Origin of the sequence: Kitasatospora sp. NPDC056273, assembly GCF_042268845.1 — a bacterium.
Taxonomy (GTDB): Bacteria; Actinomycetota; Actinomycetes; order Streptomycetales; family Streptomycetaceae; genus Kitasatospora.
The window spans coordinates 35,055-54,716 of record NZ_JBHJSJ010000015.1; the positions used below are offsets into that span (position 1 = coordinate 35,055).

Sequence of the window (19,662 nt, forward strand, 5' to 3'; positions counted from 1 at the left end):
CTGGGGAATGATCAAGGAAGCCGATGTCGGCACGCTCAGGACGGCCGTCCAGGTCCTGACGACCTTCGAGGGCAGGTACAAGCAGCAGGTCACCGCCTGGCAGACGATGCAGCGCACCCTCGCCTCCTCGTCCTGGCACGGCCAGGCCTCGGACGCGACCACCACCGCGCTCCAGAACCGCACCAACCAACTGCTGCTCGTCGACCAGTTCATCGAGGACCTGCGCCGGATGCTGACCGACGGCATCGACAGCGTCCTCCTCCTGCAGGCACGCCAGCAGACGCTCATCACACGGGCGACCGGCAACTGCCTGGAGATCGTCGCCGCCGACGTGAACGCCACACCGGTGGTGCGCGTCCTGCCGCCCGACCAGCACTCCCGCAACGACCCCGAGTGGCGCAAGGAGGTGGAGGCCGCCCGGGACCGCCTCGTGACGGACATCGACGCCCTGTGCACCTCCGCCCGGGGCGACGACGACCGCCTCGCCCGTGCCCTGGCCGCCTTCGACTACATCGCCAAGCAGGACGGGGACTACTACCCGGAGAAGGTCGCCGAGATCGCCAAGGCCGTCGCCGAACTCGACCGGATGCCGGGCGGCGGCGTAGGGAGCGGCGGCGGCAACCCCGAATCCAACCGGGCGTGGTGGGACTCCCTGCCCGAGGCCACCCGGCAGCAGCTCATCCAGGACCGCCCCGGCTGGATCGGGTCCCTGGACGGCGTGCCCGCCGAGGTCCGTGACCAGGCCAACCGGGCCTGGCTGCCCCAGCTCCGCGAGGAGATGGCGCGAGAACTCACCGGCCCCCCTTCGCAGAACATCACCCAGGCGAACCTGAACGGCCTCGACGCCCTCCAGAAGCAGATCGACACCCCCGGTGTTCCGCCCCAGCTCCTGCTCAGCGTGGACGACCCCCGCTCGGTGTCCCACGTCCCGGGCGCCGTCCTCGCCTACGGCAACCCCGACACCGCCACCCACATCGCCGCCTACGTCCCGCCCAACCCGGCGGTGGGGACCCTTCCCGCGGACGCCGCCGCCGCACGCAACCTGGCCGTCGCAGCCGGGAAGGCGGACCCGACGAAACCGACCGCGAGCATCGTCTTCACGAACCTCGGCCCGGCCGGCGACCCGTACCAGACCCCCACCGCCTCACTCAGCCCGCTGCGCGACGGCGGCCAGACCATCCACGGCACGTACAACGGACTGCGGGCCTCCCACCGCGACGGCAACGCCACCCTGAGCGAGGTCGCCGCCCCCGCCGACGGCTCCGGGTTCGCCGTCGCCAGCACTCCCCTCGCCGACACGGGCAAGCCCGGGTGGAGCTTCACCCCCGACTCCATCGTCGTCAGGACACCGGGCGGCCCCGACGACCCGTCCTCCCGCCACACCGCCGCCAACGCCATCGTCGGCCGCCGCTAACGGCCCCCGGAACACCGGCCCGGGTGTCACACGGTCCGCCTATCCTCGCGGTATGAGCTTCAGGGGGTACTGGGTCGTGATGCCGGTGCCCGTCGACGTGGTCGCCGACGTGGCCCCGGTGTTCACGCCCCTGATCGACGCCCAGGCGGCGGCAGGCCGCAAGGGGCTGGAGCGGTGGCGCCACGAAAGCCCGGGACGACCGGACGTGACGGAGCTCCACGACCTGGCCGCCCCCTACCTCCTCGACGACCACCTCGACGTGCTCTTCGGGATCTGGGGCACCCACGAGGCGGCCGGACCGTTCCTGAAGTCCTCCTGCCGCAAGGGCTACCCCGCCGTCGGCCTCGCCCACGCGCTCCGAGCCGAGCGGTTCCTCGCCCTGCCCGGCTGGTTCGGCCACTTCGTCCTCACCCCGCAGGAGGTCCGCGCCACGCTCCCCGCCGTCCAGGCCGCACTCGACCTGACACCCGACCAGCGCAGCACCGTGGAGCAGCGCCTGTACGACATCCTGGACGAAGTCTCGGAAGAGGACGCCGCCGCCCTGCTCGACGACCTCGTACCGGTCTGGCAAAGAGCCGCCGCCACCGGCCAGGGCCTCATCGGCGCCCAGGCCGTCCCCTGCTGAACACACCTGCCACCACCGGCTGTTGACAGGATCGGGCCGCATGAGCCACATGCGGTGCGGAGAAGGCCGCAGGAAAGCCTCCGCACTGGCGGGGCTGATGGGGCGTCGTGGTCGGTGCGGTGTGCGGACCGGCGGGCCACAGGTCCGCGCTGGCGCGCACCGCGGCGGGAGGGCCCGGCAGCGGTGCTGAGCCGCAGTCCGCCGACGGGCGCCTGTACCGGCAGCGGCATTCGGGGTCACCCGAGATCAGAGGTCGCCGCCGTAGATCGCGGCGTCGCCGGACCCCTCGTACGGGCCGTAGTCGCTGCCGGTGCGGGCGACGGTCTCCCGGGCCCCGCGCCCGCCGAGGAGCGCGGCCCGCGCGGCGAAGTCCGGCAGCAGCAGGCGCAGCGCCCGGCGTCCGTACAGCGCGGTCAGCAGTCCTGCCCCGTCAGGCTCCGATGGTGTGCCACCTGATGCCGCCGCCCCGTTCAGGGGGTGCCGGCGGCGCAGCTCGCGCAGCAGCCTGTGTCCGGCGAGGGTGCGGGCCGGAGCGCAGAGCAGCATCAGCGGGAGTACGGTCATGGGCAGTCCTGTCCACCAGGCGCCCCGGGCGGTGGCGAACGCGCCCGTGGCGCACGTGGCCGCAGCCAGCACGCTGGATGCGGCCAGCCGGGCCGGACCGCAGCACAGGCCGCGGCGGACCAGGTCGGTGCGGGTCTCCTCGCGGGCCCGCCGCACGGGTGGGGTGGTCACGGCGTCGGCCCAGGACAGGTCCCGGCCGAACGCCGTCCGCGCTGCCCGGTGCAGTGGAGTCGCGTCCTGCCCTGAGTGGGCGTGCACCACCCGCCGCAGGCGGCCGCGTCGGTCGGTGTCGAGCACCCCCGCGAGGTGCAGTTCGACGACGACCACCACCAGTGCGGCCTTCGATCCCCCACGGACCCCCGCGATCGCCGCGGCTGTCAGGCCGTCAGTCCTCCCCCGGGCCGGGTGCCATCGCAGCAGCCCCGCCCCGAGGAGCGCGGCCACCGCGCACACCACACCGACCGATCCCATCAAACCCCCTGAAGCACGGACCACCCGACGGCCCTCCCCCGGCCACCGTTCCCGCAGGATGACAGAGCGGGAAGGCGACGCCAAGCGGCCGACCAGCCCGACCGCCATGCCACCGGAGCGCGATGAGAGCGCGGACGGCGATCCCGTCGAGCGTGCCGACGGCCTTCGTCTGTCCATGGGCGAGGCGGACGCGTGGAAGTCCCAGGGGTCGACGTCCTCGGTTCGGGCCTCCCCGCGCAGGCGGAGCGAGCGATCGTACGGCGGGTGCACGCTGGAGATCGGCTACTTCCTCGGCCAGCGGCACCGATCCGCGGACGCCGGGTCAAGGGCGCCGGATCGAGGGCGCCGTCCTTCGGGAGGGCGCCCTCACGCCACCGCGCAGGTCCCCGCCGGACCGTGCCCCCGGCCTCGGCCGGTCCGCTCCGCCGCCCTGACGTCCCCGCACGACGGTGTCGTCGCCTACAGTGAGAGCTTCTTGCGGGCGGGGCCTGGTGGCGGCACGAGCGGGGAGGGGGCCGGAATGGAGCGACGCGTACGTCGGACCGCGGCGGCCGCGCTGTCCTGGGCGTTCCTCACGGCCTGGGCCGTCTGCCAGGTCCTCCTCGGCACGACGACGGCCACGGCGACGGGCGCGGCGCAGCCGGCCCCCGGCACGCCGCCCGCCGTCGCCGCCCCGGTGGCCCCCGCCGTCGTACGGCTCGGCCCGGCGGGCGCGGAGGTCCGGCGCGCTGCGGACCGCCCCCGCCACGACGTCGCCCAGCGGCAGACGGCCGCCGCCGAGGCCGGTGTCCGGCTGCCCGCGCTGCCGCCGGTCGCGCTCCCGTCCGGCCGGACGGACGCCCCCCGGCCCCGGCCCGGGATGTACGCCCCGGGGCCGCGCCAGGAGCGGGCGCCGCCGTCCGATCGCTACGACCCCCGCCACACCCGCGGTCCCCCTTCCACCCGGTCCAGCTGACGTTCCACCGCGCCCGCCGACCCGGGTGCCGCGGCCTGCCCGCGGCCCGGACGGAAGGGCTCCGGCCACCGTGCCCGGAGCGTTCCCGGCGGCGCGCCGTCCCCTCGCGTCCGCCCGTCCCGGGTGCGGCGTCCCCCTGCGGACGCCCGGCTCCCGCGGACCGCCCGTGGAGTACCCATGCCTATTCACCGTGCCGCGTTCTGGCGCGCGCTCGTCGCGCTCGCCGTCGTCGGCGTCTCGTTCTACGTCGCCCTGACCACCCCGCCCCGCCTCGGGCTCGACCTGCGCGGCGGCACCCGGATCGTCCTGGAGACCCAGGACTCGCCCACTGTCCGCGCCGACGCGGACGCCACCGACCGGGCGCTGGAGGTGCTGCGCCGCCGGGTCGACGGTCTCGGGGTCGCCGAACCCTCGCTCGCCCGCGCCGGGGAGCGGCGCATCGTCGTCGAACTCCCCGGCGTCCAGGACCCCCGCGAGGCCGCCGGGGTCATCGGCCGCACCGCCCAGCTCACCTTCCACGCCGTCACCGCGACCGCCGACGGCCCGGCCGGCCCCCCGGCGGCGGACGGCTCCCGGGTCCTCGCCGACCCCGGCCTCCCCGGCGGCCACCTGCGGCTGGGGCCGCCGGTACTGACCGGCGACGGCGTCAAGGACGCCTCGGCCGTCCTCGACACCCGGACGGGCCTCGGCTGGAGCATCGACCTCTCCTTCCGCGGCTCGGCCGGCGACGCCTGGGCCCGGCTCACCGGGGAAGCCGCGTGCGCCGCGTCGGCCGACCCCGCCCGCCGGGTCGCCATCGTGCTCGACGACCGCGTCCTGTCCGCCCCCGGTGTCCAGGACAGCGTGCCCTGCGGGCAGGGGATCACCGGTGGTTCGACCCAGATCACCGGCGGCTTCTCGGCCGACGAGGCCCGCGATCTCGCCGCCCTGGTCAAGGGCGGTGCCCTGCCCGTACCGGTGACGGTGATCGAGCAGAGCACCGTCGGCCCCACCCTCGGCGCCGAGGCGATTCGGGCCAGCGCCCTGGCCGCGGCCATCGGCCTGCTCTGCACCGGGGCCTTCGTCATCGCGGTGTACCGCCTGCTCGGTGTGCTGGCCACCGTCGCCCTCGCCCTCTACGGACTGATCTCGTACGCCGCCGTGGTCGCGCTCGGCGCGACGCTCACCCTGCCCGGGCTGGCCGGCTTCGTGCTCGCCATCGGCATGGCGGTGGACGCCAACGTGCTGGTCTTCGAACGGGCCAGGGAGGAGTACACCGCTCCTCGGGCGGCCGGCCCCGGCAGGGAGCGGGACCTTCGGCGCCCGCTGCGCGTCGGGTTCGCGAAGGCATGGAGCGCGGTGGCCGACTCCAACGTGACGACGCTGCTCGCCGCCGGTCTGCTCTTCGTGTTCGCCACCGGCCCGGTCAAGGGCTTCGGGGTGACGCTCTCGATCGGCGTGCTGGCCTCGATGTTCTCGGCCATGCTGATCACCCGGCTGCTCGCCGAGTGGGCGGTGCGCCGGCCCGCCGTCGCCCGGCGGCCCGCCCTGACCGGCATGGCCACCGTCGGCCGGCTCCGGACCCGGCTGACCCGGCGGCCGCCCCGGCTGATGCGCCACCGGCGGCGCTGGCTGGGCGCCTGCGCCGGCCTGCTGCTGCTCGCCGTGGCCGGGATCGGCGGGCGCGGCCTGGACTTCGGCATCGAGTTCACCGGCGGTCGGGTGGCGCAGTACACCGCCGCGCAGCGGGTCGACGCGGACGCCGCCCGCGCGGCGGTGGTCGGCGCCGGGTTCCCCCAGGCCGTGGTCCAGACCACCGGCGACACCGGGGTGTCCGTCCGCACCAAGGAGACCGGCGACGACCAGCAGCAGCGCATCCGGGAGGCGCTCACCGGCGTCACCGGCGAGCTGTCCGTGGAGCGCGACGAGCTGATCGGGCCGAGCCTCGGCAGCGAGCTGCGCGGCTACGCGCTGGCCGCGCTCGGGCTCGCGGTCGCCGCCCAACTGCTCTACCTCACGATCCGCTTCCGGTGGGCCTTCGCGGCCGCAGCGGTGATCGCGATGGCGCAGGACCTGCTGCTCGTCCTCGGCCTCTTCGCCTGGCTGGGCAAGCCGGTGGACAGCGTCTTCCTCGCCGCGCTGCTCACCATCGTCGGGTACTCGGTCAACGACACGGTGGTGGTCCTGGACCGGCTGCGCGAGCTGCGCCGGACCGGGACGAAGGCGAGCTGGGCGGATCTCGCGGACCGCGCCGTGGCGCAGACCCTCCCCCGGACGGTGAACACCGGCATGGGGGCGCTGTTCGTCCTGGTGGCCCTGGCGGCCTTCGGCGGCGACTCGCTCGCCGACTTCTCGGTGGCGCTGCTGGCCGGGGTCCTGCTGGGCACCGCGTCGACGGTGTTCACCGCGATGCCGGTGGTCGTCCTGCTCCAGGAACGGTTCCCGGACCGGCCGCAGGAGGCCGAGGAGGCACCGGCACCTCACGCGGCGGGCGCGGCGCGGGCGCGCGACCACAACGGGGCGGTGGTCTGAGCGGCGCCGGTTCGACGGGGAGGCCGTACGTTCCGCGGTCGGCCGGCCAGCGGGCGAGCAGGTGCTGGTGCTGGACGTCAGCGCCATCGGACGGCGGAGCGCCCGTCCTGACGCGCGATGAGACGCCGACCTGCTGGTCAACGACCGCCGTACAGCGGGACGTTCGGGCGCCGCAGGACGCGGGGGACGGCGGCCCGCCGGATCGTCCGGCGCGCCGCCGAGGAGCACGGGAGGTCTCGTCTCCCGGCCGATCCGGCACCGGGAGACGTGCCGGCCGGACCGCGGGGGAAGCCGCTGTCCGGCCGGGCTCAGCCTTACCCCCGTACGGACGGCAGCGGGTTGGCCGGCTCGTCCAGCCACGCCCGGTGCCCGCCGTCCGTGTCCACGGTCAGCCCGAACCGGTCGAAGCCCGGGCGGCCCTGCTTCTCCCACCAGCGGACGACGTCCTCGACCTCCGACCACATCCGGCGAGGACCCGACTGGCGGACCTCGTACCGTTCCGCGCCGTCCACGAAGTCGACCGTGGCCCAGGACGTGACGCCGGTGTCGAACAGCCACAGGGTGGTCATCCCGTCGCCGTCGCTGCGCCGGTAGTACGCATCGGGCACAGCCAGGCCCACGACGAAGGACGCCAGCCAGTCGTCCACGACATCGAGCGGGCTGAGGGGCGTGTACTCCTGCGCGGCGTCGCCGGGCCAGTCACCGGGCAGGTAGTCGTCGACCGGCGGGCCCTGGTAGCGCTGTTGACGCATGCGCATGAACGCCGAGGACCCCGTGAACGGCCCCTCGGCGGTGCGGCCGGCGGCGGTGAGGCGGGCGACGGCCCCGCCGCCGAGGAGCGGCGCGAAGGGCAGTACCAGCACTCCCTGCGGCCGGATCTGCCCGATCACGGCCGCGGGGACCTCCCGTACCGAGCAGGTGAGGATCCCCCGGTCGTACGGGGCCCGTGGCGGGTACCCGTCGGCGGCGTCGCCCACTACCGCGGTCGGGGCGTCGTCGAGGGCCCGGAGATTCGCCTCGGCCTGGGCGGCGACCTCCCGGTCCAGTTCCACGGTCACCACGGCATCCGCGCCTTGGCGCCGGGCCAGCAGTGCGGCGTTCCAGCCCGGGCCGGTCCCGCCCTCCCAGACCGTGTGGCCCTCGTGGACGTCCAGGTCGCGCAGCATGGAGGCCACCATCGTCGGCATGGAGACCGACGACGTCGGCTCCCGCTGCCCGCCGTCCGCGTCGTCCTCCCACTGCGTCACGATCGCCACGTCGGAGTACGCGAGCTCCAGCCACCTCCCGGGGTTCTCCGTCCGGTCGCAGCGCTCGTAGCCGTCGCTGGTGCTCGCCCAGACGACGTCCGGGAGGAACAGGTGGCGCCCGACGTCGAGGAAGGCCTGACGCCAGCCCGGGGTCAGCGCACCCGAGGCCTCCAACCGGTCGACGAGCCGGCCCTGGAGGTCGGCGATCGCCGTCACTTGTGCTTCGGATCGGGAGTCGGGCCCTGTCCGTCGGGATTCGGCTTGGGGCCGATCTGCGGGCCACCGGGCTTGGCGTGGGAGCCGCCCCTACCGTCGTTCGGGCCGCCCTTGTTCTCGTCACCCACGGGTGATTCCCCCTTCTGTGCGACGCTCCGAGAATTTCAGAGCAGAGCGTAGGTGAACGAACACCCAAAGTAAATGGCGGTCCCACCGCTCCTCCTCGCGGGACAGGCACGGCTGGCCGACCATCCCGGGCGGGCCAACGCTTCGGGTGGTACAGCGCACAGGAGCAGCCGGGGAGCGCGCGCGGCGCCACCCACGCCGACGCCGGGCGCCTTGCCGAGGAGTGGGAGCGATACGACAACCTGGCGAGGGAGCAGTTCGTCGGGAAGTGCTGGAATTCGCATGCAGTGGATTCCTACGGCAACCAAGGCCGCACCGTGGTTCGAACAATCCGGAGGCGTCACTCAGTTCTCCCTTGAAAAGCCCGTCAAGGTACTCTGCGCCGCGGAATACCTTGTCTTCGAGAATGGAAAATCCTGCTGATGGATCGTCACCAACTTCTGACGCGCCTCACCGAGGCAGGTGTGAGCGACCGCTTTTACGGGATCAGCACGCGGGGTCTCTCGACGTCCAACCATCTACACGAGGCGGCCCCCACCCTCACCGAGGGCCGTGACGGTCGATGGACGATCGACGTCTATGAGCGGGGCGAGCACTGGGAGGAAGCGAGTTTCGACTCGGAGGAAGAGGCGTGCTCCTACCTCTACGCAGGGGTCATGAGGCAGTGGGAGCTCTACGGGTCTCAGTGAGGTGAACAATCGAGCACAGAGCCGCCGGGTCCTGGTGGTGCAGGACGACGTGGACGTCCACGATCGGGAGCGGGGTGAGACTGGTTTCGGTGGTGCCCATGTCCTCTCTAACTTCCCTACGGGGTTTGGGTGTTGATCGTCCGGTGCGGTACCGCTTCCAGGATGGCCTGTGCGGTCTGCTCGGGGAGTCAGGTGGGTGGCGTCTCGGGGCGCTGTCGGGTCTCAGGGGCGGGGGGCGATCTTCAGGTCGCCCCGGGTGACCTGGCGGATGTGGGGGCCGGCCAGCAGGTCGTGCGGGTAGCCGAGTTCGATGCGGCCGGCCTCGTCGAGGCGGTCCGACTGGGCGGCGCTGAGTTCGACCTCCAGGGCGCCCAGGTTGTCCTCCAGCTGCGTGAGCGTGCGGGCGCCGACGACGGGCGCCGTCACGCCCGGCCGGTGCAGCGTCCAGGCGAGCGCGACCTGCGCGGGTGTGCGGCCCAGTTCGGCGGCGACCTCCTTCACGACCTCGGCGACGGCGAGGGCGCGTTCGGTGACCATGCCCAGTCCGGCGTTGAAGCTCCTCCGGGTGCCCTCCCCGGGGCCGGCGGCCGCCGCGGTCAGGTCGGCGCGGCCGTACGTGCCGGTGAGCAGGCCGCCCGCCAGCGGGGAGTACGGCAGCACGCCCAGGCCCATCTCCCGTGCCATCGGGACGAGATCGCGTTCCGCCGCCCGGTTGAGGAGGTTGTACTCGATCTGCAGGGCGACCAGCGGGGACCAGCCGCGCAGGTCGGCGACCGCCTGCATGCGCGAGACCTCCCAGGCCGGGACGTTGGAGACCGCCACGTACAGGACCTTGCCCTGCCGGACCAGGTCGTCCATGGCGCGCAGGATCTCCTCGATCGGCGTCGTGAAGTCCCACACGTGCAGGTACAGCAGGTCGAGGTAGTCCGTGCCCAGCCGCCGGAGGCTGGACTCCACCGAGGCGAACATGCTCTTGCGGTGGCTCCCCGCGGAGTTCGGGTCGCCCGGCCGGCGCAGCGTGGTGTACTTCGTCGCCAGCACCAGGCCTTCGCGGCCGCCCCGGGTGAACTCGCCCAGCTGGCGCTCGGAACTGCCGTCGGTGTACGTGCTGGCAGTGTCGATGAAGTTGCCGCCGCGCTCGACGTAGGCGTCGAACAGCCTGCGCGCCTCTGCCTTCTCCGCGCCCCAGCCGAACTCGGTGCCGAACGTGGCCGTGCCCAGCGCGAGCGGTGAGACCCGCAGTCCGGAACGGCCCAGCAGCCGGTAGCTGTCGAGGGTGAGTGCCATGGTGACCTCCCGTGTTCGTGATCCGTCGTCGACAGCGAGTCTGCGGCGGCGACGGGGCACGGATAAGGGAGGGGACTTCCTGGGAACATCTGTCCTACCCTGGCTGTTGCGCCGGTCATGACGACCTCCGCGCCGGACAGGACCCAGACCCAGGAGCTGGCCGCGTTCCTGCGCAGCCGGCGCGAACGCCTGGATCCCCGGGACGTCGGCCTGCCGGCGCGCCTCCGGAACCGCCGCACCCCGGGGCTGCGCCGTGAGGAGGTCGCCGAACTGGCCGGGGTCAGCGTCGACTACGTCGTCCGGCTGGAACAGGCCCGCGGGCTGCGCCCCTCCCCCGACGTGCTCCAGGCCCTGGCCGGGGCACTGCGCCTGGCCCCCGACGAGCGCGCCTACCTCTTCGACCTGGCCCTGCGGCGGCCCCCCGGCGCCGACCGGCCCGCCACCGCCGCCGCGCCGCCGCTGGCCCGGCTGGTCGCCGACCTCGCACCGCTGCCCGCCATGCTCCTGAACCACCGCTACGACATCCTGGCCTGGAACGCCGAAATGGCGGGACTGATGGTGGACTTCGACGCCCTGCCGCCCCCGCAGCGCAACGCGATGTGGCTGTGCCTCATGCATCCGCGGGTGCGGGAGTTCTACCTCGACCGCGAACGCGTGGTGCGGGAGGGGATCGCCCACCTGCGCGCCGCGTGGGCCGCCCACCCGGAAGACCGGGCCCTGAGCGGCCTCATCGCCGAATTCACCGCCGGTGACGAGGAGTTCGCGCGCCTGTGGGCCGAGCGGGACGTCCGGGTCAACGGCCGCGGCCACAAGGCGCTGCGACACCCCGAGGCCGGCGTGCTCACCGTGCAGTTCGAGACCCTCAGGCCGCTCCAGGACCCGGACCAACTACTGGTGATCTACCGTGCGGCGGACGCGGAGAGCCAGGCGGCCCTGGACCGGCTGCGCGTAGCTGCCGCCGGGCCGCGGCAGGGACCTGACGGGCTCTCGCACGCGCCCGGCTCCTCGCACCGGCCCTGACCGTCGGCCACTCACCACGGAGCGGCAGAGGCGGCACCTGTACGTGGAGTCAGCCGAGGTCGAACTGCCAGTACGCGGTGTCGCGGAACCCGGGCGACTTCGGGGCGACCTCCACCGTGACCGGGCCTCCCGCCTTGTCGGGCTTCACCCGCACCGGCACGGTGCGCTTCTGCTCCGTGCCGAGGGGCGGTGTGAGGGCGGTGACGGTCGTGGCCTGGTCCAGGAAGGTCATGCTCGCAGCAGGGGCGGGAGCGGAGCCGAAGGCGGAAGGGGTGGACAGCGGGCCGGAGTCGATGGCCTTCCCCGCCCGGACCACGACGGCGGCGGAGCCACCGGTCGTGCCGACGCCGGTGTCGGGGGACGTCCCACCGGGGCGCAACTCCTCACCCGTGCCGTTGTCGTAGGTGATCGTGAAGCTGTAGCTGCCGTCGGGTTCCCGGCGGGGAGGGCCCACGGTGATCCCCAGGCCGTCGTCGTAGCGGGCGGTCCCGCCGGCCCGCAGGGGCTCGACGACGGTTCCGGGGCCTTTGACGTACCCGTGCTGGGTCAGGGAGTCCTCGAACTTGGCCAGCGCCATGGCTCCCAGGACGACCAGGGCGGTGAGGACCGCCAGCGCTGCCCCGAGGACGGTGGCCCAGCGCGGGGTGTCGGAGGGCCGGGGGCAGGCGGGAGCCGCGTTCGTGTCCATGCGGGTCACGGTAGGGAAACAGCTGGTCGGAACGCATGAGCGGACGTACTCAAGGGCCCCTGAGTAGGCCTACGCGGTGCAGGTGCGGTCGCGGGCGGGGAGGTGCCCGGTGGCGAGATAGGCGTTGACGGTGGTGTCGACGCAGGAGCTGCCGTGGACGCCGTAGTTGGCGTGCTGGTTGGCGCCCGCGAGGGTGAGCAGGCGGGAGCTGGGGAGGCGGTCGTGCAGGGCACTGCTTCGGGTGTAGGGGACACGGGGGTCGCCGGTGGAGGCGACGATCAGGGCCGGGGTGTCGTGGCGGACCTGGACGGGGGCTTCGCGGGGGCGGTCCCAGAAGGCGCAGGGGGTGATGTTCTCGGTCAGTGGGGCGAACAGCGGGTGGGCGGCGCGGGCGCGTTCGATGTCGTTCCAGTACGTCTCGGGGTCGTGCGGGGCGGGTGCGTCTCCGCACAGGATGGCGGTCTGGGCGCTGCCGGTGCTGGAGCCGGCGGGGGTGAACACGGAGCGCAGGAGGTCGGCGAAGGCGGGCGGCAGGGTGGAGGGGTGGCCCTGGGCGGCCCGGGCGAGCAGGGACATCTGCTCGGCCAGGGAGGCGCGCGCCGGGTCGGTGTCGTCGGCCATCCCCGTGAAGAGCAGGGCGGGGACCTGGCTGTCGTCGAGGCGGAAGGCGTCGGGGGCGGTCCCCACGGTGAGCGGTTCGCGGGAGGAGGCGGCGATGACGCCGTCGAGGGTGGCGCGTACCTCCTCCCGGGTGCGGCCGAGGCCGTAGGTGCTGTCGCGGGCGGCGGTCCAGTCGGCCCAGTCGTCGTACGCCTTCTCGTTCTCGGCCTCGGTTCCCTTCATGAGGCGGGGGTTGTAGCGGTCGGGGTCCAGGGCGCTGTCGAGGACCACCCGGTCGTAGCGGGTGGGGAACATCTGGGTGTAGGCCGTGCCCAGGTAGGTGCCGTAGGAGTAGCCCAGGTAGGAGATCCGCCGTTCGCCGAGCGCGCCGCGCACGACGTCGATGTCCCGGGCGGTGTTGCGTGTCGTGACGTGCGGCAGGACGTCGGCGTTGGTGGCCCGGCAGCGATCCGCGACGTCTCTGGCCCGGGCGGTCTGGCGGTCGAAGCCGGCCCGGCCGGGGCCGGCCGACAGCAGGCCGGGTCCGGAGGGCAGGCCGCAGTCCAGGGGGGTGCTGCGGCCGGTGAAGCGCGGGTCCATGCCGATCACGTCGTAGCGGGCGCCGGTTTCCTTCATCACGGGGCGCACGGTGAGCCCGATGCCGAGGCCTGGGCCGCCCGGGCCTCCGGGGTTGACCAGGAGGGAGCCGATCCGGTGGCGGGTGTCGGTGGCCTTCAGGCGGGACACGGCGACGGTGATGGTCCTGCCGCCGGGGTCGCCGTAGTCGAGGGGTACGGTCACGTCCGCGCAGCGCGCGCCGGCGGCGTCGAGGGCGCTGCCCGTCCGGTCGTCCCCGCCCCGAGCGCAGCCGTGCCAGTCCAGGGGCTGCTGGTAGTAGCGGCCGAGTCCGGCGGCAGGGGCCGCGTCGACGGCGACGGCCGGCGTCGCGGCGAGGGCGGCGGGTGCGACGGCCAGGCAGGTGGTGAGGCCCGTGGCGAGGACGAGCCCCGCCGCCGAGGCGCGCCGGACGGTGGTGCCGGTGATGGTCATGCTGCTCTCTCCCAGGGGGGTGACGGACGCGTCCGGCCCGGAGGACGTCCGGGCCGTGCCGGTCGAGCCTCTCAACGCACCTGCTCCGAAGGCATCGCCCTGCGACACGAACTGGCGGTACGTCAGACGCACCACGGCGGGCCATCGGTATACGACCGGCGTACCACCCGCCCGTACCTTCCTCAGGGCGGGCGCGGTACCGGAACGCGTCGAGGGGGCCGTCGGAGTCGATCCCCTGGACGACTTCGGCGCCTTCGGCATCGTCGAGCGGTGGTGGAGTCGACTCAGCGGGCCGTCGCGGGAACGAGGTGGTCGAGGCCCTGGGCACTTCCCGTCGCCGCCTTGATCGAGCGGGGCAGCATGACGCGCTCGTAGGCGCGGACGGCGGCGCCGACGCTGGATTCGGTGACGAGGGCGTGGGCGAGGTCGGCGCCGTCGAGCATGGCGAGGTTGGCGCCCAGTCCGACCGGGGGCATCAGGTGTGCGGCATCGCCGAGCAGCGTCACTCCGGGCACGTGCGTCCAGGCGTGCGGGGCGGGCAGCACGTGCAGGGGCCGGTTGACGAAGCCGTGGTCGCTGTCGCGCAGGATCCGCAGCAGGCTGTCGTCCCAGCCGTCGAACAGCTCCGACAGGTGCTCCCGCACGGCCCGTTGGTCGCCGAGGTCGAGTCCGGCGGCCGTGTGCCAGTCCTGCGGCTCGCGCAGCGCGAGGTAGCCGCGGATGTGACCGTTGCTGTTGCGCTGGGCGACCAGGGTCCGGCCGACGCCCTTCGCCAGCAGCGATCCGTTGCCGACCAGTCGGGCGAGTTCGGGGTGGCGGGTGTCGCACTGGTCGAAGCCGGTCTCGACGAAGGTGACACCGGTGTAGTGGGGTACGACGGGTGACAGCGCCGGGCGGACCCGTGACCAGGCGCCGTCGGCACCGACCACCAGGTCGAACTCCTCGGACGTACCGTCGCCCAGGAGCAGCCGGCATGTGCCGCCCGTCAGCGGGGTGACCCCGGCGGCGGCACGGTCCCACCGCACCGTGTCCGGGGCGAGCGAGTCCAGCAGCAGGCCGCGCAGTTGGCCGCGGTCGATCTCCGGCCGGCCCCCGCCCGCGGTCGGCCCCCGCTGCGCGAGGAGGGCGCCGGTGGCATGGTCGAGCACCCGCCACTCGTCGCCCTCGGGGCGGGCGAGGGCATGGAACCGGTCGAGCAGGCCTGCCGACCGCAGGGCGGCCTGGCCGGTGTCGGCGTGCAGGTCGAGGGAGCCGCCCTGCGGGCGGGCGTCGGCGTCGGCTTCACGTTCGAACACCGTGACGGCGCGGCCGTGTTGCTGCAGGATCCGGGCGCAGGTCAGGCCGCCGGGGCCGGCGCCGACGATCGCGATGCGGGGGGCACGGGCAGTGGGCATGGGTGCGTCCTTCCGGTGGTGGGCGGGTCGCCGGGCGGCCCGACACCACCAAGAAAGCACACCCGCTAAATAAGTGCAATGACTACACTTTCAGAGTGGATGCACTTCGGGCTATGGTGGTCGGGTGACCGAAGCGATTGGGCGCCGCGAGCGCAAGAAGGCCCAGACCCGCCAGTCCCTGGCCGACGCCGCACTCGAACTCTTCCTCGAACACGGCTACGACCAGGTCGGTGTCAAGGACGTCGCCGACGCCGCGGACGTCTCGGTGACCACCCTGTTCAAGCACTTCACCAGCAAGGAGGCGCTGGTCTTCGACCAGGACGTCGACCTGGAGGCGGCCCTCGTCGCGGCCGTGCGCGAGCGGCCCCCGGGCCGGTCGGTCCCACAGGCGCTGCGCGAGCACCTGCTGCTGAACCAGACCCGGTTCGCCATTCACACCGCCGACCCGCGGTTCGCCGACTTCACCCGCCTGGTGCAGGACACCCCCGCGCTGCGCGACTACTCCCAACGGATGTGGACCCGCCACGAAACGGCCCTGGCGCGGGCCATCGCGCAGGCCGTGGACGCGCCCGACGACGACGTCAGCTGCGTCGCCCTGGCCCGGTTCGCCCTGGCGGCCCGCAGCCTGATCCTGCAGCACCCCGAACCGCGCCGGGCCGCCGACGAGGCCTTCGCCCTGCTCGAACACGGCTGGGCGGCCTCCCATCCGAGCAGCTGACCCGATCCGCGAGAGCCCCGATGCGCGCGCAGGCGCCGCGTGCTCCCGGCCGCGGCCCCCGTGATCCGCGGATCGCACCGATTGTCGCGAAGCCTTGACACTGCGCCACGGGCTGAGAACCCTGGTGCTGTACTCCAGGGACGCGAGGGACACGGCATGCCATGGGTTGACGAGAGCAAACGCCACCGGGGTTTCCCGGCGGCGGTGTTGGCGGACGGCAGCGAGCCGGAGCCGCTGCCGGACGGGCGCACCACCTGGTGGCTCTACAACGGTGCGGACGGTCCCCGGGCCACCGCGGTGCGCGGTGGTTGCAGCTGCGGCTGGCGGGGCGAGCAGGTGCACCGGTTGGACTTCGGCGACGACTCGGCGACCGAGGCGGTGGGCAAGGACACCGGGCCGTTCGCGGACTGGGAGTCGCACGTCGACCTGACCGAGGGTGTGGTGCCGCGCGAGGTCGAGGACCTGATCGCGGCGCTGGTCGACCGGATCTGCGACCTGACGGAGAGCAGGCCGTACGCCGCCGCCCGTGCGGCCGGCCGGTTCCAGCGCGCCGCCGCTTCGACCGCGCTGCTGGCCGGCCGCAGGGCCCACCGCAACCTGATGACCTGGGAGTACATCGGCCGCGCCTTCGGCTGCGGGCCGGCGGAGGCGCAGGAGCGGTTCGGCGAGACGCCGCAGGACGGCGACCGGGACGACGAGGTGTAGGTCGTCGGTCGTCACGCATCGGGCGGGCTGTGCGAGCACCGGTGCCGGCTGCGAGCACCGGTATCAGCGAGGACACCGCCAAGCGGGTGCCCGCGTCACCACGACGGGCACCCGCTCCTCAACCACCCCCGGTCCTGCCAGGACCGGGCTCCCGCCCCCGATGCTGCCGCACCGCTGCCCGCGCGCGCCAGCTCCACCCCCCGAAGGGGTGACAGGTCCCAACCCTTCCGATTTTTTCTGCTCCGCGGGAGTCCGCCCTGGGGGTGTCCCGGCGTGCGGCGCGGACCGCTTCCGGTCAGGCCTCCGGTCAGGCGTCGAGGACCTGGCCTTCGCGCTTGACGACCGGTCCTTCCGTCGACCACGGGAACTCGATCCAGTCGTCGGTCCGCTTCCACACGTACTCGCACTTCACCAGGGAGTGCGACTTCTCGTAGATGACGGCGGACCGGACCTCGGCGACGTGGTCGAGGCAGAAGTCGTGCACGAGCCGCAGGGTCTTGCCCGTGTCGGCGACGTCGTCGGTGATCAGGACCTTCTTGTCGGTGAAGTCGATCGCGGCGGGAACGGGCGCCAGCATGACGGGCATCTCGAGGGTGGTGCCCACGCCCGTGTAGAACTCGACGTTCACCAGGTGGATGTTCTTGCAGTCCAGCGCGTACGCCAGACCGCCCGCCACGAACACCCCGCCGCGGGCGATGCTCAGGACGAGGTCGGGCTCGTAGCCGTCGTCGGCGATCGTCTGCGCGAGTTCGCGCACCGCCCGCCCGAAGGTCTGGTAATCCAGGGTCTCACGCACATCAGTCACGACGATCAGTGTCCTTGGCCGTCGGCCGGGCCGCGAGTTCCGGCACGCTCTGGACCGGAAGTGTGGTGCTTCACACGTCGGCCGAACGCTCCGGTTCCCGGGCACGACGGCCGGCCCGCGGGGAGCCGGGCGGGTGCCGTCAGGTCCGGCGGGCGTGGGAGGCCAGGCGGTCGGCGAGGGCGGTGACGAGGGTGCGCAGTTCCTCCGGGCGCTCGATGACGAACGGCCGGTCGATCGCGGCGAGGAGCGGCGGCAGCCAGTCGAGGCGCTCCGCCCGTAGCTCGACGCGCAGCCAGCGCTCGGCGGTCGGGTCCCCGTCCGGTGCCGGTGCCGGGTCGTGGTCCTCCAGTGTCGCGACGCCGGCGGGCAGGTGGGCCCGGATCTGCTCGGCCGTGCCGTGGATGCGCAGCGTCACCTCGTGCCGGTAGTCGGCCGTGGCGAAGCCCGACAGCAGGCGGTCGGCCGGGTCGGGGCCGGCGGGCGCGTCGAACGTGCCGGGCAGGGCCCTCGCGTCCGCGACGCGGTCGAGCCGGAAGGTCCGGTCCTCGCCGATCCCGGGGTCCGCACCCGTGACGTACCAGCGGTTCGCGTGGGCGACGATCCCGTACGGGTGCAGCGTGCGTTCGCTGGGCCGGCCGTCGCGGTCGGTGTACCTGAGGGAGACCGGCCGGCGGTGGCGCACCGCGTCGGCGAGGGTGAGCAGGATCCCGGCGTCCGGGGCGGCGTCCCCGCCGGAGCCGTCCGTGAAGGAGAGGGCGTCCAGGAGCGTGTCGAGCCGGGCCGCCACGTGCCGGGGCAGCACCCGGCGGATCTTGGCGGCAGCAGTCTCGCCCGCCGTGCGCTCGGCCGTCGCCAGTCCCGTCCGGCGTCCGGCGAGCAGTCCGAGCAGCACGGCGAGCGCCTCGTCCTCGCCGAGCATGAGCGGGGGAAGGCGGTAGCCCGGGGAGATCCGGTAGCCGCCGTACCGGCCGCGCACCGACTCCACGGGCACGTCGAGGTCGATCAGGTGGTCCACGTAGCGCCGCACGGTGCGCCCGTCGACGCCGAGGCGGTCGGCCAGTTCGGCCAGCGTCCGGGTACCGCCCGACTGCAGCAGCTCCAGGAGGGTCAGCACACGGCCGGTGGGTCGGGACATGTCCACAGCCTAGGCGGATAGTGGACAGGTTCTGTCCACTATCCCTCCTAGTCTGCGGAGCGCACGGCCGCTCAGCGGCACCAGCACTCAGCCGCGCGACCGCGGCCGGCTCCGACCCCGTCCCAGGAGGACACCATGGACTTCGTTTCGATCCGCATCATCACCGGCGACGTCGCACGCCTGGTCGAGTTCTACGAACGCGCCACGCAGGTACGGGCGGAGTGGGCCACCGAGGACTTCGCCGAGCTCCGGACCCCGGGAGCCACCCTCGCGATCGCGGGCACCCGCACCGTCCCGCTGTTCGCCCCGGGCTCCGCCCGCCCGGCCGCCAACCAGAGCGTCATCACCGAGTTCCTCGTCGACGACGTGGACCGCGTCCACCGCGACCTGACCGGGTTCGTCACGGACTTCGTCACCGAGCCGACCACGATGCCCTGGGGCAACCGCTCCCTGCTGCTCCGCGACCCCGACGGCAACCTCGTCAACTTCTTCACGCCCGTCACCCCGGCGGCCATCGCGAAGTTCACCCGCTGACGGGGCACCCCGCCGCTACGCCTTCCCCGCCCGCCGAAGCAGGTCTTCGTCACCCGCGGCGCCCGCAGCACCGACGGCCGCCGCGCCGCGGGGCTCGCCGGTGTCCGTGCCCAGTCCCGCGAGCAGGCGCAGTCCGTCCTCGGCGGGGCTGCCGGGGGCCGCGGACAGCACCAGCAGCTCGATGCCCGGCTCGTCCGGCAGTGCGAAGTTCTCCTGGTGCAGTTCCAGCGGTCCGACCAGGGGGTGCCGGTACGCCTTGCGCCCGTGGGTGCGGGCGCGGACGTCCGCGCGGGCCCAGAGGCGACGGAAGCGCTCGCTGCCCATCGCCAACTCGCCGATGAGCGAGGCCAGTCGGGGGTCGTCGGGGTACTGGCCGGCGGCCAGCCGCAGGTGCCCGACCACGTCGAGGGTGCAGTTCTCCCAGTCGGCGTAGAGGCCGCGGTCGGCCTCCTCCAGGAAGATGTGCCGGGCGGTGTTCAGGCCCGGCATCGGGCGGCCGAGGAGGAGTCCGGCGAGGCGGTTCCCGGCGAGGACGTCCAGGCGGTGGTTCATGATCAGCGCGGGTGCGCCGGCCACCAGGTCGAGGACGCGCAGCAGTTCCGGCCGGACCCGGCTGCCCGGCGCCGTCGCACGGCGGCGGCGCTGCCGCGCGAGGCGGTAGAGGTGCCCGCGTTCGGTCTCGTCGAGGTCGAGGACGCGGGCGAGCGCGTCGAGGACCTGCTCGGAGGGCTGGGTCGCGCGGCCCTGCTCCAGGCGTACGTAGTAGTCGACGCTGACGCCGGACAGGTGCGCCACCTCCTCGCGGCGTAGCCCCGCGACCCGGCGGCGGCTGTCGGTGGGGATGCCGACGGTGGCCGGATCGACCCGGGAACGCCTGGTCCGTAGGAAGCCCGCGAGATCGTCCATGC

Annotated in this window: 17 protein-coding genes; 8 read left to right on the top strand and 9 right to left on the bottom strand. The window is 73.6% G+C overall.

What is annotated here, in order from left to right; genetic code table 11:
• Window positions 1-7: 7 nt before the first annotated feature.
• Window positions 8-1,414 carry a hypothetical protein gene (locus ACFCY1_RS16015; RefSeq protein ID WP_375874936.1) on the top strand — a complete coding sequence of 469 codons (1,407 nt, stop codon included), beginning with the start codon at window positions 8-10 and terminating at the stop codon, window positions 1,412-1,414.
• 52 nt (window positions 1,415-1,466) lie between these two features.
• Entirely contained in the window at window positions 1,467-2,039 is a 573-nt protein-coding gene (locus ACFCY1_RS16020; protein ID WP_375874937.1) for a hypothetical protein, read from the top strand.
• 246 nt (window positions 2,040-2,285) lie between these two features.
• Here ACFCY1_RS16020 and ACFCY1_RS16025 read toward each other — a convergent pair whose 3' ends face one another.
• Complete coding sequence (locus tag ACFCY1_RS16025) at window positions 2,286-3,074, bottom strand: TIGR04222 domain-containing membrane protein (protein WP_375874938.1); 789 nt, start codon at window positions 3,072-3,074, stop codon at window positions 2,286-2,288.
• 520 nt (window positions 3,075-3,594) lie between these two features.
• On the opposite strand from ACFCY1_RS16025, the gene ACFCY1_RS16030 reads away from it, so the two are divergent.
• On the top strand, window positions 3,595-4,029 hold the full coding sequence (locus ACFCY1_RS16030; RefSeq protein ID WP_375874939.1) for a hypothetical protein: 435 nt from the start codon (window positions 3,595-3,597) through the stop codon (window positions 4,027-4,029).
• A gap of 177 nt (window positions 4,030-4,206) precedes the next feature.
• The gene (secD, locus tag ACFCY1_RS16035) at window positions 4,207-6,540 is read left to right on the top strand and encodes a protein translocase subunit SecD (RefSeq protein WP_375874940.1); all 2,334 of its coding nucleotides are present in this window, start codon (window positions 4,207-4,209) and stop codon (window positions 6,538-6,540) included.
• Window positions 6,541-6,854: 314 nt separating this feature from the next.
• Here secD and ACFCY1_RS16040 read toward each other — a convergent pair whose 3' ends face one another.
• Window positions 6,855-8,003, bottom strand: a complete 1,149-nt coding sequence (locus ACFCY1_RS16040; RefSeq protein WP_375874941.1) for a protein-L-isoaspartate(D-aspartate) O-methyltransferase — start codon at window positions 8,001-8,003, stop codon at window positions 6,855-6,857.
• 1,037 nt (window positions 8,004-9,040) lie between these two features.
• Window positions 9,041-10,105 (bottom strand): aldo/keto reductase, encoded by a 1,065-nt coding sequence (locus ACFCY1_RS16045; RefSeq protein ID WP_375874942.1) that lies wholly within the window; start codon window positions 10,103-10,105, stop codon window positions 9,041-9,043.
• A 117-nt stretch (window positions 10,106-10,222) separates the two neighbouring features.
• Here ACFCY1_RS16045 and ACFCY1_RS16050 point away from each other — a divergent pair, with 117 nt between their 5' ends.
• Window positions 10,223-11,125 carry a helix-turn-helix domain-containing protein gene (locus ACFCY1_RS16050; protein WP_375874943.1) on the top strand — a complete coding sequence of 301 codons (903 nt, stop codon included), beginning with the start codon at window positions 10,223-10,225 and terminating at the stop codon, window positions 11,123-11,125.
• A gap of 49 nt (window positions 11,126-11,174) precedes the next feature.
• Here ACFCY1_RS16050 and ACFCY1_RS16055 read toward each other — a convergent pair whose 3' ends face one another.
• The 3 genes from ACFCY1_RS16055 to ACFCY1_RS16065 all read right to left on the bottom strand — a co-directional run bounded on the left by ACFCY1_RS16055 (window position 11,175) and on the right by ACFCY1_RS16065 (window position 14,857).
• Window positions 11,175-11,813: a hypothetical protein gene (locus tag ACFCY1_RS16055; protein WP_375874944.1), complete on the bottom strand. Its 639-nt coding sequence runs from the start codon at window positions 11,811-11,813 to the stop codon at window positions 11,175-11,177.
• Between the two features lie 69 nt (window positions 11,814-11,882).
• Window positions 11,883-13,463: an alpha/beta fold hydrolase gene (locus ACFCY1_RS16060; protein ID WP_375874945.1), complete on the bottom strand. Its 1,581-nt coding sequence runs from the start codon at window positions 13,461-13,463 to the stop codon at window positions 11,883-11,885.
• Window positions 13,464-13,747: 284 nt separating this feature from the next.
• On the bottom strand, window positions 13,748-14,857 hold the full coding sequence (locus ACFCY1_RS16065; protein ID WP_375874946.1) for an FAD-dependent oxidoreductase: 1,110 nt from the start codon (window positions 14,855-14,857) through the stop codon (window positions 13,748-13,750).
• 124 nt (window positions 14,858-14,981) lie between these two features.
• Here ACFCY1_RS16065 and ACFCY1_RS16070 point away from each other — a divergent pair, with 124 nt between their 5' ends.
• Together ACFCY1_RS16070 and ACFCY1_RS16075 are read left to right on the top strand one after the other, a co-directional pair.
• Entirely contained in the window at window positions 14,982-15,575 is a 594-nt protein-coding gene (locus ACFCY1_RS16070; RefSeq protein ID WP_375874947.1) for a TetR/AcrR family transcriptional regulator, read from the top strand.
• Between the two features lie 156 nt (window positions 15,576-15,731).
• Window positions 15,732-16,280: a hypothetical protein gene (locus ACFCY1_RS16075; protein WP_375874948.1), complete on the top strand. Its 549-nt coding sequence runs from the start codon at window positions 15,732-15,734 to the stop codon at window positions 16,278-16,280.
• Between the two features lie 307 nt (window positions 16,281-16,587).
• On the opposite strand, the gene ACFCY1_RS16080 is transcribed toward ACFCY1_RS16075, so the two are convergent.
• A complete protein-coding gene (locus ACFCY1_RS16080) occupies window positions 16,588-17,085 on the bottom strand; it encodes a phosphoribosyltransferase (protein WP_049651192.1) in 498 nt (165 codons plus the stop codon).
• Between the two features lie 139 nt (window positions 17,086-17,224).
• Entirely contained in the window at window positions 17,225-18,220 is a 996-nt protein-coding gene (locus ACFCY1_RS16085; protein ID WP_375874949.1) for a helix-turn-helix transcriptional regulator, read from the bottom strand.
• A gap of 135 nt (window positions 18,221-18,355) precedes the next feature.
• Here ACFCY1_RS16085 and ACFCY1_RS16090 point away from each other — a divergent pair, with 135 nt between their 5' ends.
• Window positions 18,356-18,754, top strand: a complete 399-nt coding sequence (locus ACFCY1_RS16090; RefSeq protein WP_074003579.1) for a VOC family protein — start codon at window positions 18,356-18,358, stop codon at window positions 18,752-18,754.
• A gap of 15 nt (window positions 18,755-18,769) precedes the next feature.
• Here the strand turns inward: ACFCY1_RS16090 and ACFCY1_RS16095 are convergent, their stop codons facing one another.
• On the bottom strand, window positions 18,770-19,660 hold the full coding sequence (locus ACFCY1_RS16095) for a helix-turn-helix transcriptional regulator (protein ID WP_375874950.1): 891 nt from the start codon (window positions 19,658-19,660) through the stop codon (window positions 18,770-18,772).
• Between the last annotated feature and the right edge of the window lie 2 nt (window positions 19,661-19,662).